Genomic DNA, 15,275 nt, shown 5'->3' with positions numbered 1-15,275 from the left:
CCGCCATTCAAACGGGGGACCCGGAACGCCGGGAGCGCCCCCATACAGGAAACGATAGATGTTCAACGAAGTGAAAAAATCAATTGAGTGGGGCGAAGAAACGCTGACACTCGAAACGGGCAAGGTTGCCCGCCAGGCGGATGGCTCGGTCATCGCTACATTGGGGGAAACGTCGGTCATGGCCAACGTGACCTTCGCAAAGTCGCCAAAACCGGGAATGGATTTCTTCCCGCTGACGGTCCATTACCAAGAAAAATACTATGCGGCCGGCAAAGTGCCCGGTGGCTTTTTCAAGCGCGAGGCGCGCCCGACGGAAAAAGAGACGCTGACCGCGCGTCTGATTGACCGTCCTATCCGGCCCCTCTTTGTCCCCGGTTTCAAGAACGAAACGCTGGTGATGTGCACCGTGCTTTCGCATGACCTCGTGAATGACCCGGACATGGTTGCGATGATCGCGGCCTCCGCTGCGCTCACGATTTCGGGCGCGCCATTCCGCGGGCCGATTGCATCGTGCCGCGTGGGCTATGAGGATGGTGACTACATCCTGAACCCCACGATTGACGACATGCATGAGCTGAAAAACAACCCTGATCAGCGCCTTGATCTGGTTGTGGCGGGCACCAAAGATGCCGTGATGATGGTGGAATCGGAAGCCTATGAGCTGACCGAGGAAGAGATGCTGGGTGCTGTGAACTTCGCGCATGAGCAGATCCAGCCGGTGATCGACCTGATCATTGATCTGGCCGAGGATTGCGCGAAAGAGCCGTTTGATTTCCAAGCGCCTGACTATTCCGATCTTTACGCGGCCGTCAAAGCAGCGGGCGAGGATAAGATCCGCGCCGCCTATGCGATCACCGACAAGCAAGAGCGGACCACAGCCGTCTCGGATGCCAAAGCCGCCATCAAGGACGCTCTGACTGAGGAGCAGCTTGAGGATGCCAACCTTGGTTCGGCCCTCAAAAAGCTCGAAGGCGCGGTTCTGCGCGGCGATGTCGTGAAAACCGGCAAACGGATCGACGGGCGTGCGCTGGACAAGGTGCGCGATATCGTCAGCCAGACGGGTCTTTTGCCCCGCACGCATGGCTCGGCGCTGTTTACGCGCGGTGAGACGCAGAGCCTTGTGGTCACTACGCTGGGCACCGGCGATGATGAGCAGATGATCGACAGCCTTCAGGGTATGTATAAGTCGAACTTCCTGCTGCATTACAACTTCCCCCCCTATTCGGTGGGCGAAGCGGGTCGCGTGGGCCCTCCCGGCCGTCGTGAGATTGGTCACGGCAAGCTGGCATGGCGCGCATTGCAAGCTGTGCTGCCTGCTGCGACGGACTTCCCTTATACGATCCGTCTTGTCTCTGAGATCACCGAATCGAACGGCTCCAGCTCAATGGCGTCGGTTTGTGGTGGCTCCTTGGCCATGATGGATGCGGGTGTTCCGCTGAAAACGGCTGTGGCCGGTGTTGCGATGGGTCTGATCCTTGAGGATGACGGCTCCTACGCGGTTCTGACGGATATTCTCGGCGACGAGGATCACCTCGGCGACATGGATTTCAAAGTGGCCGGGACCGAGAATGGCATCACATCGCTCCAGATGGACATCAAGATCGCTGGCATCACGCCCGAGATAATGCAAAAGGCGTTGGCGCAGGCCAAAGAAGGCCGGCTGCATATCCTTGGCGAGATGAACAAAGCCCTGACCGGCGCGCAGGATTTCTCGATCCACGCACCGCGTATTGAGACCATGCAGATCCCAACGGATAAAATCCGCGAAGTGATCGGCTCGGGCGGCAAGGTGATCCGCGAGATCGTTGAGGTCTCCGGTGCCAAGGTCGATATCAACGACGAAGGTATCATCAAGATCGCATCGCCCAATGGCGAGGCCATCAAGAAGGCTTACGACATGATCCATTCGATCGTGGCCGAGCCGGAAGAGGGTCAGGTCTATACCGGGACTGTTGTGAAGATCGTCGATTTCGGCGCCTTCGTGAACTTCTTCGGCAAGCGGGACGGCCTTGTGCATGTCAGCCAGATCGAGAACCGCCGTTTGAACCATCCGTCCGATGTCCTCAAAGAGGGCCAGGAAGTGAAGGTCAAACTGCTTGGCTTCGATGATCGCGGCAAAGTGCGCCTGTCGATGAAAGTGGTCGATCAGGAAACGGGCGAAGAAGTCGCGCCCGAGGCGAAAGAAAAAGCTGACGATTGATCGTCAGATTTAAGATTGGAAAAGGCCCCGGCGGAGACGCGCGGGGCCTTTTGTGTTAGGTGGTTTGCTGAATTGCAGATACAAAACCCGATGAGATGTTGATCCTAAACACAATTATTTTTGAGTATACTAAAATGGGTAATCTTATAATCAATATTGTTTGTGTATATCTTTGAGGCTATAAGAAGCTCTATGGTCGGTAAAACTGAAATTCTTATACACAACACAACATATGACAGTTCTGAGGCTGTGGACTACCACTATGGAGTATTTCCACCCCCTGCCCCTGACCTCAACCTCTTGCAAAAGCCATTTGCCGCAGCGTTAATGTCGCTTACCAAATACGACACGTTGCTCAGACAGCTTCCGAATAGCGAGCTATTGCTTGCCCCATTGCGGGCCCGTGATGCAGTTGTTTCATCGCGGATGGAAGGCACGATTTCCACAATTGAAGAGGTCCTGCGCCTTGAGGCTGATGCGGACGAAGACACGCCCGCACCAATCCAGCGAAACGATACTTTGGAAGTCGCGCTTTACGCCCGCGCCCTGCGTCAGGCGGAGAAGCAGATCGCTGATGGTTACAAAATATCAGAGCATTTAATTAAATCGGCCCACCGGGTTCTGCTGAGCCATGGCCGTGGCGCGGAAAAGCGACCGGGACAGTATAAACTGGACCAGAACTATGTTGGCGACCGACCGCAAAGAAAAATCAAGTTCATTCCGATCAACGCGCATGATCTGCCTGACGCAATGAATTCTCTTGTCGGGTTCATTACTGACAGTGATATGATGCCGCTCCTGAAAACCGCCATTGCCCACGCAGAATTTGAGGCATTACATCCGTTTGAGGATGGCAATGGGCGGGTGGGGCGAATGTTGATCACGTTGATGTTGTGGCAGCAAGATGTTCTCAGCGCCCCACGGTTTTTTGTCAGTGACTATTTTGAGCGTCACAAGGACGAATATATCGCTCGTATGCGGGCGGTTTCGTCCGAGAATGATTGGACGAGCTGGTGCCACTTTTTCCTTGAGGCGCTCGGCTCTCAGGCGAATGAAAACCTTGCGATGGTGGGTAGCATACAGGCACATTACGACCACATGCGTGAGCAGTTTCGTGACGTGCTGCGCTCTCAATGGTCTGTAAACGCTTTGGATTTTATTTTTGCAAACCCCATATTCAGAAACAACCGGTTTACGAGAAACGCTGGGATTCCAAAGCCAACGGCACATACATTTACCCGCAAATTGCAGGAGGCAGGGCTGATTACAGTACTTGAGCCGCCTGCTGGACGCGCGCCCGGTCTTTATGCTTTCCCATCGCTGCTGAAGATTGTTCAGGAGCCGCGCTAACCCCAAGAAGGCATGATTGCCTGAATGGTTCTTTGGGATCGTAAGCCCATCCTACCGCGTTTTCCATTTGGCCTTTTGGCCAAACCCGATCATACGGGGCCATGTTCTCCCGCCCTTTCAAATCGGTTCTCAGCCATGCCCGATACCTGCCTTTGTGGTCGGCGCTGACGGCGTTTCGGTGGCATGCGTTCGATGTACGCTCGCGCGGGCTTGGCGCGACATTGGAGGCCGTGATGCGGTGGTTTCCGCCTGCGGGCCGCAAGTTTGATCGTGAGGCGCGGCGCGTGTTCCCCGACATGAAGCGCAGTGCGCGGGCGCAGATGGGCCGTGCTATGGGCCGCAATATGGGCCAGACCCTGTTTGAGATTTATCATGGCGGGGAGTTTGCCACCCAGCACCATAAATTCAGCGCGTCTGGCCCCGGTCTTGATGCGCTGAAAGAGGCGCATATGGCCGGGCGCGGCGCGATCATCGTCTCGGGCCATTTCGGGCAATGGGAGGCCGTGCGCGCCGTGATCAAGATGCACGGGATGGAGAGCGGTGCCGTCTATCGCCCCAACAAGAACCGCCACTATGAGCGCCGTCTGCGCGCAGGGATTGAGGCGGGGGGTATGCCCATTCTGGCCACGGGGCGTGTGGGGACCAAGGCGCTGGTGCGGCATCTGCGCGGGGGTGGGATCGTGTCGATCCTGCTGGATGAAAAATATGCCGAAGGCGTGCCGATACCGTTTTGTGGGGTGGATGCGCTCACCTCTCTCTCGGCGGCCCAGCTTGCGTTGAAATACGACTTGCCGATGATCCCTGCCTATGGAATTCGCACCGGCGATGGGCACAGTTTCGATGTGGAATTTGAGGCGCCTATTGCGCCCTCGGATGCGATCACCATGACCCGCGCTTTCAATGACAGCCTTTCGGCGCGTATCCTCGCGCATCCAGATCAATGGTATTGGATGCTCAAACGGTGGGACGGTACGTGATGGCTTGCCTGACTGTCGCGCAGGAGTTAGGCTTTGAGCTATGAAAAAAGTCCCCAAACCCACCACGGATGAGGCTCTTATTCAGGACTTCCTGAACAAGGGCGGCAAAGTCAGCAAAGGCAAGACAAAGCCCCTCGCGCCCGAACTTGGGCTGAGCAAGAATGTCTGGCAAAATAAGCTGACAAAGGAAGAAAAAGCGGCCCGCGACAAGAAATGACCCGCGCGGGGTGCGCTAGATTTCCAATATCGTGCTGCCCGTTGTCTGACGCGCTTCCAGCGCCTCATGCGCCTTGGCCACATCGCGCAGATCGAATCTTTGGCCGATATTGATTTTCACATCCCCCGATAACACCTTTTCGCCCAGATGCCGCGCCATCGCCTGACAGGTTGCGTGATCGCCGATATGGGTGAAAAGCGTGGGGCGGGTGAGCTTGAGCGAGCCTTTTTTGCCCAAAATACCCACATCAATGGGTGGCACAGGGCCTGAGGCTGCGCCAAAAGAAATCATCATGCCCAGCGGCTTCAACGCATTGAGCGAGCCGTCAAACGTGTCCTTGCCCACCGCGTCCATCACCGCGTCGACGCCTGCACCGCCGGTCAGGTCGCGCGCCTGCGCCGACCAATCTTCCTCGCGGTAATTGAGGCAATGTGTGGCACCATGATCGAGGGCGAGCTGACATTTCGCATCCGTTCCGGCGGTGCCGATCAGCGTGATTCCTTGCGCGCGGGCCCATTGGCAGGCCAGCAGACCCACGCCGCCCGCTGCGGCATGAAACAGGACCGTATCGCCGCGTTTCAGGGGCGTTGTGCGGTGGAAGAGATACTCGACCGTCATGCCCTTAAGCATCATCGCGGCCCCTTCCTCAAAGGAAATCCCATCTGGCAGCGGACAGACTTGAGCGGCAGGCATGACGCGCGCCTCTGAATAGGCACCGGGCGGTTGGGACGCGTAAGCCGCGCGATCCCCGACCTTCAGATGCGTAACACCCTCACCCACGGCGTCGATCACCCCCGCCGCCTCCATACCCATCGCATGGGGCAGGTTCAGTGGGTAAAGGCCTGTGCGCTGGTAGACGTCAATGAAGTTCAGGCCGACCGCTTTGTGCGCGATCCGCACCTCACCGGCTGCGGGCGCGCCCACATCGCGCTCCACCAGTTTGAATTGCTCTGGTCCGCCATAGGCTTCGATGATTGCGGTGAGTGCCATGTCAGGTCCTTTTGGAATGTCTGCCCAGTGGATACATTGGGGCTTTTCAATTTGCGAAGAGACGCAGCCCTCCCCGCCTATTCTGTCATGCTTGAGACTTTCATCAAGATGATGCCCATGACAATCAGCCCTGCCGCCGCAACGCGCATCGGGGTGAGTGCTTCGCCCAGCAGGACCACGCCCAGAACAAATGCGCCGAACGCGCCAATCCCGACCCAGACCGCATAGGCCGTGCCAAGCGGCAGGGTCCGCATCGCAAGCGACAGAAGGCCAAAGCTGATCACCATCGTGACGATTGTGATGATGCTGGGCACCAGGAGGGTGAAGCCCATGGATTTCTTCATGAAAAACGCCCAGACGATTTCCAGAAGACCCGCGATAATCAGATACATCCAAGCCATGAGACAGCCTTTTCTACAATACCGGGCTGTCCCGGTGTGATGATGACGCGAGGGGCAACCCTCTTGGTTTCAGATAGACGCGAGGTGACCATAGGTCAACGTCTCTGCGTTAGAGCGGCAGCGCGGTCGTCTTGCACACGGTCCTGAGAGCAAAACTGCTTTGCATCTTTGCTACGCCCGGCAGGCGGGTCAGGTATTGGCGGTGGATACGGGCGAAATCTTCGGTATTTTCGGCCACGATCTTCATGATGTAGTCAGCGGTGCCTGCGGTCAGGTGACATTCCAGCACATCGGGGATGCGGGCTACGGCCTTCTCAAACGCCTCCAGCACGCCGTCGGCTTGGGTGGCGAGGGTGATCTCGACGAACACCGTGGCAGGCACGCCCAGTTTATGCGCGTTGAGCAGCGCCACATAGCCCGAGATATAGCCATCCGCCTCAAGCCGCTGCACGCGGCGGTGGCACGCGCTGGCCGAGAGGTTCACCACCTCAGCCAAATCGGCGTTGGAAATCCGTCCGCGCTTTTGCAGTACAGCGAGCAGACGACGATCAATCGTATCTAGCGACATTATTGCAAGACCTTTCACAATTTGGACCACTAAGCGGTGTAAACTTGCGCTAGAACAGCATTCGGCGCGCAATATTTCAAGCCAATTGCGCGTCAAACGGCGCAGAACGGAAAATATCAGGAGGAGGAGACCCCAGATGAAGATCGGATGCCCAACCGAGATCAAGCCACAGGAATTTCGCGTCGGTATGACGCCCAATGCCGCGATGGAGGCAGTGGCGCATGGCCACAGCGTTCTTATTCAGGCCGGGGCAGGTAATGGCGCGGGATTTACTGATGCCGACTACGAGGCCGCAGGGGCCGCTATTGCGGATACTGCGGAGGAGATTTTTACGACCGCGGATATGATCGTCAAGGTCAAGGAACCCCAGCCCGGCGAGCGCAAGATGCTGCGCGAGGGGCAGCTTCTCTTCACCTATCTGCACCTCGCCCCCGACCCTGAGCAGACCCGCGATCTGATCGCCTCGGGCTGCACCGCGATTGCCTATGAAACTGTAACGGACCGCAATGGCGGCTTGCCCCTTCTGGCGCCTATGTCGGAGGTGGCCGGGCGGCTCGCGCCGCAAAGTGGGTCTTGGGCGCTGCAAAAGGCCAATGGTGGCAGCGGCGTGTTGATGGGCGGCGTGCCCGGTGTGCGACCCGCGAATGTGGCGATCATCGGCGGCGGTGTTGTTGGCACGGCGGCGGCCCGCGTGGCCGTGGGCATGGGCGCGAATGTGACCGTGCTGGACCGGTCCGTGCCGCGCCTCTCGTATCTCGATGATGTGTTCATGGGGCGGCTCACGACGCAGTTTTCGGACAAGGGCGCTGTGGAGGAGCTTTTGCCGCGCATGGATATGGTGATTGGCGCGGTGCTGATCCCCGGTGCGGCGGCCCCCACATTGATCAGCCGCGCACAGCTTGGCGCGATGAAGCCCGGCTCGGTTCTGGTGGATGTGGCGATTGATCAGGGCGGGTGTTTTGAGACCTCGCGCGCCACCACGCATCAGGACCCGATCTATGATGTGGACGGGATCATCCATTACTGTGTGGCCAACATGCCCGGCGCGGTCGCCCGGACCTCGACCATCGCTTTGGGCAACGCGACGATGCCCTTCATGCTGGCGCTGGCCGATAAGGGTTGGAAACAGGCCTGCGCCGATGATCCGCACCTTCTGGAAGGGCTGAACGTCCATGCGGGGCAGCTGGCCTATTATGCGGTCGGCAAGGCCCTTGGGATCGACGTGATCTCGCCGCAAATGGTTGTGAAAGGCTGAAAAGTTAGGGCAGCGGGTGCCGGACGAGGGCTCGGCACCCGCTGCCGTTTTTATAGCGGGGTAGACGGGGAGGGGTGGTTTTTGGGATAATGTGCGGGTTGCGGCCCTTAGCGGACCTTTGTGCTAAAGGGGTCTAACTACCGTTCCCAGCCCAAAGCGGACACGCCCATCGTCGCGTCTGGCAGCGTCCGGCTTCTACCTGAGAGCTTAGTTGTAGCGTTTTCTAAGTCCTTCGGTCCGAGTGTTCCAAAGGTTGCACTTGGACAAAATCAGAAATCTTGCGACTTGCTGAACGTTGTAGACCTCATAAGGCCCGAGACGCTGGGTATCTGAAGAAAAAGCGTGGGCGGTCATTTTGTTGCGCAAAAACTCGCTAAAATTGATCGCATCCGGTAATGAAACCTTTCGATCTCGTACCTCAACCCCATCCGAATATTCTGAAAGCTGGTTGAACATATCATATACTTTCACTTCTGATTGGTCACCACGGGTCACCCAATCAATTGTTCTTTCTGGATCAATCCCAGCATTTCGCAGACGCGCCTTGAATGGCTCCAAAACTTTCTGGTTCCATACGAAAGTCCCTTCTCCAATTGATCGCGGTATCTTACCGCTCGCTTTCACGCCAAGATCAAGTTCCTCAATGGATGAATATGCAAGGTTTATCGCCACAGACGTTCCTACGTGCGAGGCAAAATCGTCGGTGTGTTTTTCAAACACTTGCCCATTGCGAGGGTGCATTGACCACGGCGTCACGCACTCGGTTTCGTAGCTCTGTGCCAACTTGTGAATGGCATAGACAAGCTTCTTGTTCCGCCAAGCTTCAGCAGCGATGGCGACCGCGACTGGCAGCGTATGACGGTAGGTAAACCATTGAAAGAGGACATCTCTCCGAAAAAGGTTCTCAAAGGTTATTTCCCGATCTGCTTCGTCGTCAGAGAGTTCGAACCCGAAAGTAGGTGGGTTTTTAATAACCGGGAACCCCTCAAGAACGACATTCGCTGCGCAGACCAATTGGATAATATTGTCAGCCTCGGTTTGCCCTGTCTCAAGCAGAAGCAACCTTCCGCCTTGCTGTCCTTCGCGTCGGACACTAATGTCCTTCAACGCACTAGCTTGGGATAGTTCGCTGATACCTCCTCTTTGGGAGAAGGCATATCGCATTGATGGGTCAGGAATGTCCCGTGTGGACCATTTCGCAGTGGCGCAAATTGAATGGATCAAATCAATTTCACAGGGCCTAAACACAAGGAAGCTACAAAACTCTGGCATTGGTCCCCCGTGAAATTTGTATGATCTGTAATCGTTCGGCCCAACTTTGCAAAGGTCGCTATCTGCGCATAGCTGCCCTTGGTATGGCCCGCAGCGAAAGTCCGCAATCCACCCTCTGCTCCCCTCTGAACTGCATCCACCAAAACCCTCCCCCTTTTCCCCACCCAGCGATTGACGCCCCTTTGCCTGCGCGCCTAGCATCGCGGCCAAAGGGAGAGACATCATGGATATTGAGCGGATCCGGCGCGAGACGCCCGGCATTGGGGGTCCTGTGCATCTGCTGGCCTGTGGGTCGGCGCTGATGCCGCAGCCCGTGGTGGATGCCATCGTGGAGCATATCCAGCTTGAGGCGCGGATTGGCGGGTATGAGGCGCATGCCGCACAGGACGCTCTGTTGGAGCGGGTCTATGACAGCACGGCGCGTCATATCGGGGCCAAGCGGCATGAGATTGCCTTGCTGGAGAATGCGACCGTGGCGTGGTGTCATGCCTTCTATGCGCTGCCTTTGGAGCCGGGTGCGCGCATCCTGACCTGCGAGGCGGAGTATGCCGCCAATTACGTCGCCATGTTGCAGCGCGCCAAGCGTGAGGGGCTGGTGATCGAGGTGATCCCCTCGGACGCCTCAGGCGCGCTGGACCTTGGGGCGCTGGAGGCGGCGATGGGGCCGGATGTGGGGCTGATCGCGATCACATGGGTGCCCACCAATGGCGGCCTGGTGAACCCCGCTGAGGGTGTGGGACGCATCGCTCGGGCGCATGGCGTGCCCTATCTTCTGGATGCCTGTCAGGCGGCGGGACAGATCAAGATCGACGTGGCGGTACTTGGCTGTGATTTCCTGTCGGCCACGGGGCGCAAGTTTCTGCGTGGCCCGCGCGGGACCGGGTTTCTCTATGTCGCGGAAAAGTGGCTGGAGACGATTGAACCCGCAATGATTGATTTCTACGGCGCACCTTGGGTGGCGCGGGACCGGTACGCGCTTCGCGCGGACGCCCGGCGGTTCGAGACCTGGGAGAACGCCTATGCCCTGCGCGCGGGGCTTGGGGCGGCGTTTGACTATGCCGATGCGATTGGGATTGAGGCGATTGAGGCGCGTGTGAAGGATTTGGCGGGGGTCGCGCGAGGGGCGCTGGACGCCGTGCCCGGCGTCGAGGTGCGCGATCTGGGGGCCGAGCGGTGCGGCATCGTCAGTTTTTCGGTGGAGGGCGGCGACGCAGAGGCATTGACCGCCCAGATGGCCGACGCGGGCTACATGATCGGCACCTCAGGGCCGGGCAACACCCGCATCGACGCCGAGCGCCGGGACCTGCCCGTGATGCTGCGCATGGCACCGCATTATTTTAACACCGAAGCGGAGGTCATAGGGGCCGTACGGGCGCTTGAGGGGATGGTTTGAGCGGGAGTGCGGCCAGTGAAGATTGGCAAAGAACGGGCCTGTGTTAGACGCTTACCCCGAAGGCCCATCCGACACCGGCTGTAACGCTCATGGCCAAGACACCCCAGCCGACGACCCTGATGGCCGCACGCAGTAGGGGCGCGCCACCGGCTTTGGCCCCAAGGGCGCCGAGGCCGGCAAGGGCAATAATTGTGACAAACAAAACAACGGGTATTGTCAAAGACACAGGCGCGAAGGCCGCACCCAATACAGGGATTGCCGCGGCCAAGCTGAAGGTGAGAGCGGAGGTGATTGCAGCTTGGAGAGGGTTTGCCGAGTGCATTTCTGAAAGCCCCAGCTCATCTCTGACATGGGCCGCCAACGCGTTTTTCTCACTAAGTTCGCGCGCCACCGTCTGCGCGGTGTCCTCGCTCAATCCGCGCTCGCGGTAAATCTCGACCAATTCCTCAAATTCTGCTTCCGGCATTTCCTCCAACGCAATTTTTTCGCGCTTTATATCAGCCCGTTCGATATCGGATTGGGAGGAGACGGACACATATTCGCCCGCTGCCATGGACATCGCCCCCGCTGTCAGACCTGCAACACCCGCTATCATAATGGCGCCGATCTCAGCGCCAGAGGCCGCGACGCCAACAACCAGCGCGGACACCGAGACAATGCCGTCATTTGCCCCAAGGACGGCGGCGCGCAACCAACCGCTCCGATTGATATAGTGCGGCTGGCCAGGATGCGTGCTGGGATGTGTCATGGTCTGTTCCTCAATCCAAAGCATTTCTAATCATACTTGAGGTCCGACTATAGTTCGAAATGCTTTGGAATGGGTATCTTGCTCAATGTGCCGTGGGCAACAGTGATAGAGGCTTGGCGCGGGAAAGGACGACTTACTGCATGCAGATTTAGTGAAAGGGTCCGTGCTGAGGGCTATGTGATCGGCACCTCAGGGCCTGGCACCACCCGCATCGACGCCGAGCGCCGGAACCTGCCCGTGATGCTGCGCATGGTGCGGAATATTATAATACCGAGGATGAGGTTTTGCGGGCCGTGCGGGCGCTTGAGGGGATGGTTTGAGGGGGGTTGTTGCTGATGCAGCGAAGGGCAGGTTCGAGCCCGAAATACCAGATGTTGCGTTATAGACGAACGGCAGCAAATGCACAGTAAGTGGAGTTTGGCAAGTTCGGGCGGTTGTCCGACAGTTGCCATTCGTGCAATCTGAAATTGAATCACAACATCTTAGAAAGTGACCCCATGGCAACCATCTTCGCCGATGCCCTCTCCCCCCTCGCAAGAACGATGCCTCGCTCGGCGCGGAACATCGAAATCCTGCGCGTGTCTGCCCAGCTGGACGGCGAAGATTTTGTCGCATCTTCTAACGCCGCCCGTGTGGCTGTTCTGCAATGGGCAAGCAGACGCGCAGGCGCAGCATTGCCTAAAGAGGCGTGGGATCACTGCGATTTTGACCTGATGGCTGGCGGGCGCAACAGTGCCGCCGTGCGGATCTCCACAGACGCGATGGACCTATGGGCATTGCGCGCCGAGGACCCCGACAAGAATGTCGCAGGACGTATCTGGTCAACTGAGGTGGTCGTCGGCGGCGGGGTCGGACAGCGTCCTCATCTGAGCTTGCGTTTGATTGTCAGCACCACAGAGGCTGACTTTTCGGTTGAACCTCACGTGCCCGGCACGATCTTGCAGATGATTGAGGCACCCGGCCTGATCCGTGGATCGCGCGATATCTTGAAAATCCCGCGAACCATCAACACTGAAAACGATGCTGAAGACCTTTGCGATCATCTGGAAGACCCAGAACGCCGCCTACCTGTTTTCGTTGTCGTTCTGCCGCAGGGCCAAGGCAGCACACCACTGATTGACGATGTGTCGGTGGCAAAAGCCGTCGCGGGGATGGCGCGTGTTGTGAGGATACCGGAAGAACAGACTTGGGTCCTGACGAAACGATTTGGGAAGTACCGTTCTGTATTTAGCGCAGGTGTCCGCGCCTACATGCCAGGATTTTCCCCAACAGATGACCCTTATGGTCATCGCTTGTTCCTTGGTGGAAATCTGCGTGATGCAACGGTCGCAGACAGTTGCGCTGCGTTGCTACGGAACCTTGCCGCTGAAACCAGCATTTCCACCACACGCCTTGGCAAAGAGGTTTTGGATTTTTCCAGCGTCCGAACAACCAGCCGTCGTTTTAAGGCCAAAGACCAAAGCGACCGAGCTGCGCCTGACGCAGAGTTGCTAGAAGCGGCACAGTCGCTGATCGACAGTTTGGAAAACGAAGTCACGGAAAAGAACTCTGAGATTGACGGCTACGTTGAATTAAGCGACGCCGCCGAGGCCCGCGCTCAGGCCGCCGAGCAAGAAAATCGTGCGCTGTTGTTCAAGGTCCGGCAGCTGCAGGACGCCTTGGCCAAGGGCGGTGAAACAACACCTGCTGAGCCTCCATTGCCTTTGGAGTGGGGTGATTTTGTTGATTGGCTCGATGAAACCTATCCTGACAGGGTTCTTTTGACGCCGTCTGCGCGCCGCATGCTAAAGTCGCCTGAGTACGAGAACGTTGAATTGGTGGCCCGCTCTGTCGCTTGGCTTGCGACTGAACACCACGAAACGCGCGTCAACGGCGGAGGCTCGCTTCGCGATGTCACCGTGGAGAATGGGATTATTAATGCATCTTGTGGGGGTGACACTTATCCGGCGGATTGGAAAGGCAGACGCTACAACGTCGATTGGCACATAAAAACTAACGGAAACTCTCGCGATCCCAAGCGTTGCTTGCGAATCTATTATTTTTGGGAAGCCGAGACCGAGCAGACAATCATTGATCATATGCCTTCGCATCGAAAAACGGGAATGAGTTGACGTTCGAATGACCATTTCATCCCGCATACCGGACCTTACCGACCACCTGAAAAACCCTCCTTCGTAACACCTTCACAAACACACTGTTCAAAATCTATCCATGTGCTGCACGTTTTAAGTAAGTAGCATCATCGCGCTTAGCCCATCGCCCACGCACAAAAAAGGGCGGCCCGAAAGCCGCCCCTTTTCTAATCTTCACAACTCTCCAAAATCAGATCGTCCCCGCTTCCATCTCGGCTGCGATATGCTCGGCCTGGCGGATGGCTAGTGCCACGATTGTGAGCGTTGGGTTCTCGGCGGCCCCGGTGGTGAACTGCGAGCCGTCGGAGATGAACAGGTTCGCGATATCGTGGGTTTGGCCCCATTTGTTGACCACACCGTCCTCTGGCCGCTCTGACATGCGGTTGGTCCCGAGGTTGTGCGTGGACGGGTAGGGCGGCGTGGGCATGACCCGCGTGGCGCCGACTGCCTCATAGACCGCGATGCCTTGGCTGTACGCGTGCTCGCGCATGGCCACATCGTTGGGGTGATCTGTGAAATGCACGTTGGGTGCGGGCAGGCCGAACTGATCCTTCACATCCGGGTTCAGCGTCACGCGGTTGCTTTCTTGCGGCATATCCTCGCCCACGATCCACATGCCGGCCATGTTCTCATAGCCATCCAGAGCGGTCGTGAACTCGCGCCCCCATGCGCCGGGGTTCAGGAAGGCCGCCATGAATGGGATGCCAAGCGCGAGGGTTTCCATCTCGTATCCGCCGACAAAGCCGCGCTCGGGCTTGTGTTTGGCCTCATCGGTGATGATGCCTGCCATGGTCGTGCCACGCCACATCCGCACCGGCTGATCAAACAGCGCATAGACCGAGGCCGTCATGTGCCGCATATAGTTGCGCCCCACCTGGCCCGAGCTGTTGGCGAGCCCGTCCGGGAACATCTCGGACGCGGAGTTGAGCAGCAGGCGCGGGCTCTCGATGGAGTTGGCGGCGACGCTCACAATCCGCGCCATCTGCGTTTGCAGGTTGCCGTCCGCGTCGTAATATTCGACGCCCGTCACCTTGCCCTCGTCATTGTGCACGATCCGCGCCGCATGTGCGTTCTCGCGCACCTCCAAGTTGCCCGTCGCCTCCCCTTGGGGAATGTCGGTGTAGGCGGTGGACCATTTGGCGCCGAATTTGCAGCCCTGAAAGCAAAAGCCGGTCTGTTGGCAGGCCGCACGGCCGTCATATTCGGTCGCATTGATCGCCATGTTGCCGGTGTGCACGTCCTTGTAGCCCAGCTTTTTGGCGCCAGCCTCAAAGACCTTGTAGTTGTTATTGCCGGGCAGCGGGGGGCGATCGCCGGTATTGGTGACGCCCATCTTGTTTTCGGCGCGTGTGTAGTAGTCGTCCATCTCGCGTGGGTCGATGGGCCAGTCGAGAAGGTTCGCGCCCTCAACCTCGCCGTAAGTGGTCTTGGCTTTCCATTCGTGATCCTGAAAGCGCAAGGACGCCCCCGCCCAATGGGTGGTTGCCCCGCCCACGGCTTTCACGATCCATGTCGGCAAGCCCGAGAAATCCGTGGCCACGCGCCAATCGCCTGATGTGGTGCGCGCATCGGTCCATGCGAGCTGCCCGAAACTGTCCCACTCATCGTTGATATAATCCTGAGGCAGGTGCCGCGCGCCGGCCTCAAGGGCCACCACTTTGACGCCCTTCTGCGCCAGCTCATTTGCCAAAACACCGCCGCCCGCGCCGGTGCCGATAACCACGACGACGCTGTCGTCAGTCTTGTCGAATTGTGCCATGTGAAATCCTCCC

General features: G+C 58.0%; 13 protein-coding genes. 7 read left to right on the top strand and 6 right to left on the bottom strand.

Features of this window, described 5'->3' with window-relative positions:
- Positions 1–58 precede the first annotated feature (58 nt).
- The 4 genes from pnp to KUD11_RS04230 all read left to right on the top strand — a co-directional run bounded on the left by pnp (position 59) and on the right by KUD11_RS04230 (position 4,744).
- The gene (gene pnp, locus KUD11_RS04245; protein ID WP_109386313.1) at positions 59–2,200 is read left to right on the top strand and encodes a polyribonucleotide nucleotidyltransferase; all 2,142 of its coding nucleotides are present in this window, start codon (positions 59–61) and stop codon (positions 2,198–2,200) included.
- Between the two features lie 192 nt (positions 2,201–2,392).
- On the top strand, positions 2,393–3,550 hold the full coding sequence (locus tag KUD11_RS04240) for a Fic family protein (protein WP_109386315.1): 1,158 nt from the start codon (positions 2,393–2,395) through the stop codon (positions 3,548–3,550).
- A gap of 101 nt (positions 3,551–3,651) precedes the next feature.
- Positions 3,652–4,527 carry a lysophospholipid acyltransferase family protein gene (locus KUD11_RS04235; RefSeq protein WP_109386317.1) on the top strand — a complete coding sequence of 292 codons (876 nt, stop codon included), beginning with the start codon at positions 3,652–3,654 and terminating at the stop codon, positions 4,525–4,527.
- Between the two features lie 40 nt (positions 4,528–4,567).
- Positions 4,568–4,744, top strand: coding sequence for a hypothetical protein (locus KUD11_RS04230; RefSeq protein ID WP_181375309.1), 177 nt, complete (start codon positions 4,568–4,570; stop codon positions 4,742–4,744).
- Positions 4,745–4,759: 15 nt separating this feature from the next.
- Here the strand turns inward: KUD11_RS04230 and KUD11_RS04225 are convergent, their stop codons facing one another.
- The 3 genes from KUD11_RS04225 to KUD11_RS04215 form a co-directional block, all read right to left on the bottom strand.
- Complete coding sequence (locus KUD11_RS04225; RefSeq protein WP_109386319.1) at positions 4,760–5,734, bottom strand: quinone oxidoreductase family protein; 975 nt, start codon at positions 5,732–5,734, stop codon at positions 4,760–4,762.
- A gap of 77 nt (positions 5,735–5,811) precedes the next feature.
- Positions 5,812–6,135, bottom strand: a complete 324-nt coding sequence (locus KUD11_RS04220; protein WP_109386321.1) for a DMT family transporter — start codon at positions 6,133–6,135, stop codon at positions 5,812–5,814.
- Between the two features lie 109 nt (positions 6,136–6,244).
- Entirely contained in the window at positions 6,245–6,703 is a 459-nt protein-coding gene (locus tag KUD11_RS04215; protein ID WP_109386323.1) for an Lrp/AsnC family transcriptional regulator, read from the bottom strand.
- Between the two features lie 136 nt (positions 6,704–6,839).
- On the opposite strand from KUD11_RS04215, the gene ald reads away from it, so the two are divergent.
- Positions 6,840–7,958 carry an alanine dehydrogenase gene (gene ald, locus KUD11_RS04210; protein WP_109386325.1) on the top strand — a complete coding sequence of 373 codons (1,119 nt, stop codon included), beginning with the start codon at positions 6,840–6,842 and terminating at the stop codon, positions 7,956–7,958.
- Positions 7,959–8,165: 207 nt separating this feature from the next.
- Here ald and KUD11_RS04205 read toward each other — a convergent pair whose 3' ends face one another.
- Positions 8,166–9,020: a hypothetical protein gene (locus KUD11_RS04205; protein WP_146190854.1), complete on the bottom strand. Its 855-nt coding sequence runs from the start codon at positions 9,018–9,020 to the stop codon at positions 8,166–8,168.
- Between the two features lie 433 nt (positions 9,021–9,453).
- On the opposite strand from KUD11_RS04205, the gene KUD11_RS04200 reads away from it, so the two are divergent.
- The gene (locus tag KUD11_RS04200; RefSeq protein ID WP_181375310.1) at positions 9,454–10,623 is read left to right on the top strand and encodes an aminotransferase class V-fold PLP-dependent enzyme; all 1,170 of its coding nucleotides are present in this window, start codon (positions 9,454–9,456) and stop codon (positions 10,621–10,623) included.
- Between the two features lie 43 nt (positions 10,624–10,666).
- On the opposite strand, the gene KUD11_RS04195 is transcribed toward KUD11_RS04200, so the two are convergent.
- A complete protein-coding gene (locus KUD11_RS04195) occupies positions 10,667–11,371 on the bottom strand; it encodes a VIT1/CCC1 transporter family protein (RefSeq protein ID WP_109388251.1) in 705 nt (234 codons plus the stop codon).
- A 497-nt stretch (positions 11,372–11,868) separates the two neighbouring features.
- On the opposite strand from KUD11_RS04195, the gene KUD11_RS04190 reads away from it, so the two are divergent.
- Positions 11,869–13,482, top strand: a complete 1,614-nt coding sequence (locus KUD11_RS04190) for a hypothetical protein (RefSeq protein ID WP_109386331.1) — start codon at positions 11,869–11,871, stop codon at positions 13,480–13,482.
- 211 nt (positions 13,483–13,693) lie between these two features.
- On the opposite strand, the gene KUD11_RS04185 is transcribed toward KUD11_RS04190, so the two are convergent.
- Entirely contained in the window at positions 13,694–15,262 is a 1,569-nt protein-coding gene (locus KUD11_RS04185) for a GMC family oxidoreductase (RefSeq protein ID WP_109386333.1), read from the bottom strand.
- Between the last annotated feature and the right edge of the window lie 13 nt (positions 15,263–15,275).

This window comes from Roseovarius carneus, assembly GCF_020141465.1.
Taxonomy (GTDB): Bacteria; Pseudomonadota; Alphaproteobacteria; order Rhodobacterales; family Rhodobacteraceae; genus Roseovarius; species Roseovarius carneus.
The sequence above is the reverse complement of the archived record's forward strand: the minus strand, read 5'-3'. Positions and strand labels throughout refer to the sequence as shown.

Bases quoted from the DNA above. Each gene is read 5' to 3' on its own strand.
- ald (WP_109386325.1), top strand. From the start codon at position 6,840: ATGAAGATCGGATGCCCAACCGAGATCAAGCCACAGGAATTTCGCGTC.
- KUD11_RS04225 (WP_109386319.1), bottom strand. From the start codon at position 5,734: ATGGCACTCACCGCAATCATCGAAGCCTATGGCGGACCAGAGCAATTC.
- KUD11_RS04220 (WP_109386321.1), bottom strand. From the start codon at position 6,135: ATGGCTTGGATGTATCTGATTATCGCGGGTCTTCTGGAAATCGTCTGG.
- KUD11_RS04230 (WP_181375309.1), top strand. From the start codon at position 4,568: ATGAAAAAAGTCCCCAAACCCACCACGGATGAGGCTCTTATTCAGGAC.
- pnp (WP_109386313.1), top strand. From the start codon at position 59: ATGTTCAACGAAGTGAAAAAATCAATTGAGTGGGGCGAAGAAACGCTG.
- KUD11_RS04240 (WP_109386315.1), top strand. From the start codon at position 2,393: ATGGTCGGTAAAACTGAAATTCTTATACACAACACAACATATGACAGT.
- KUD11_RS04215 (WP_109386323.1), bottom strand. From the start codon at position 6,703: ATGTCGCTAGATACGATTGATCGTCGTCTGCTCGCTGTACTGCAAAAG.
- KUD11_RS04185 (WP_109386333.1), bottom strand. From the start codon at position 15,262: ATGGCACAATTCGACAAGACTGACGACAGCGTCGTCGTGGTTATCGGC.
- KUD11_RS04200 (WP_181375310.1), top strand. From the start codon at position 9,454: ATGGATATTGAGCGGATCCGGCGCGAGACGCCCGGCATTGGGGGTCCT.
- KUD11_RS04235 (WP_109386317.1), top strand. From the start codon at position 3,652: ATGTTCTCCCGCCCTTTCAAATCGGTTCTCAGCCATGCCCGATACCTG.
- KUD11_RS04190 (WP_109386331.1), top strand. From the start codon at position 11,869: ATGGCAACCATCTTCGCCGATGCCCTCTCCCCCCTCGCAAGAACGATG.
- KUD11_RS04195 (WP_109388251.1), bottom strand. From the start codon at position 11,371: ATGACACATCCCAGCACGCATCCTGGCCAGCCGCACTATATCAATCGG.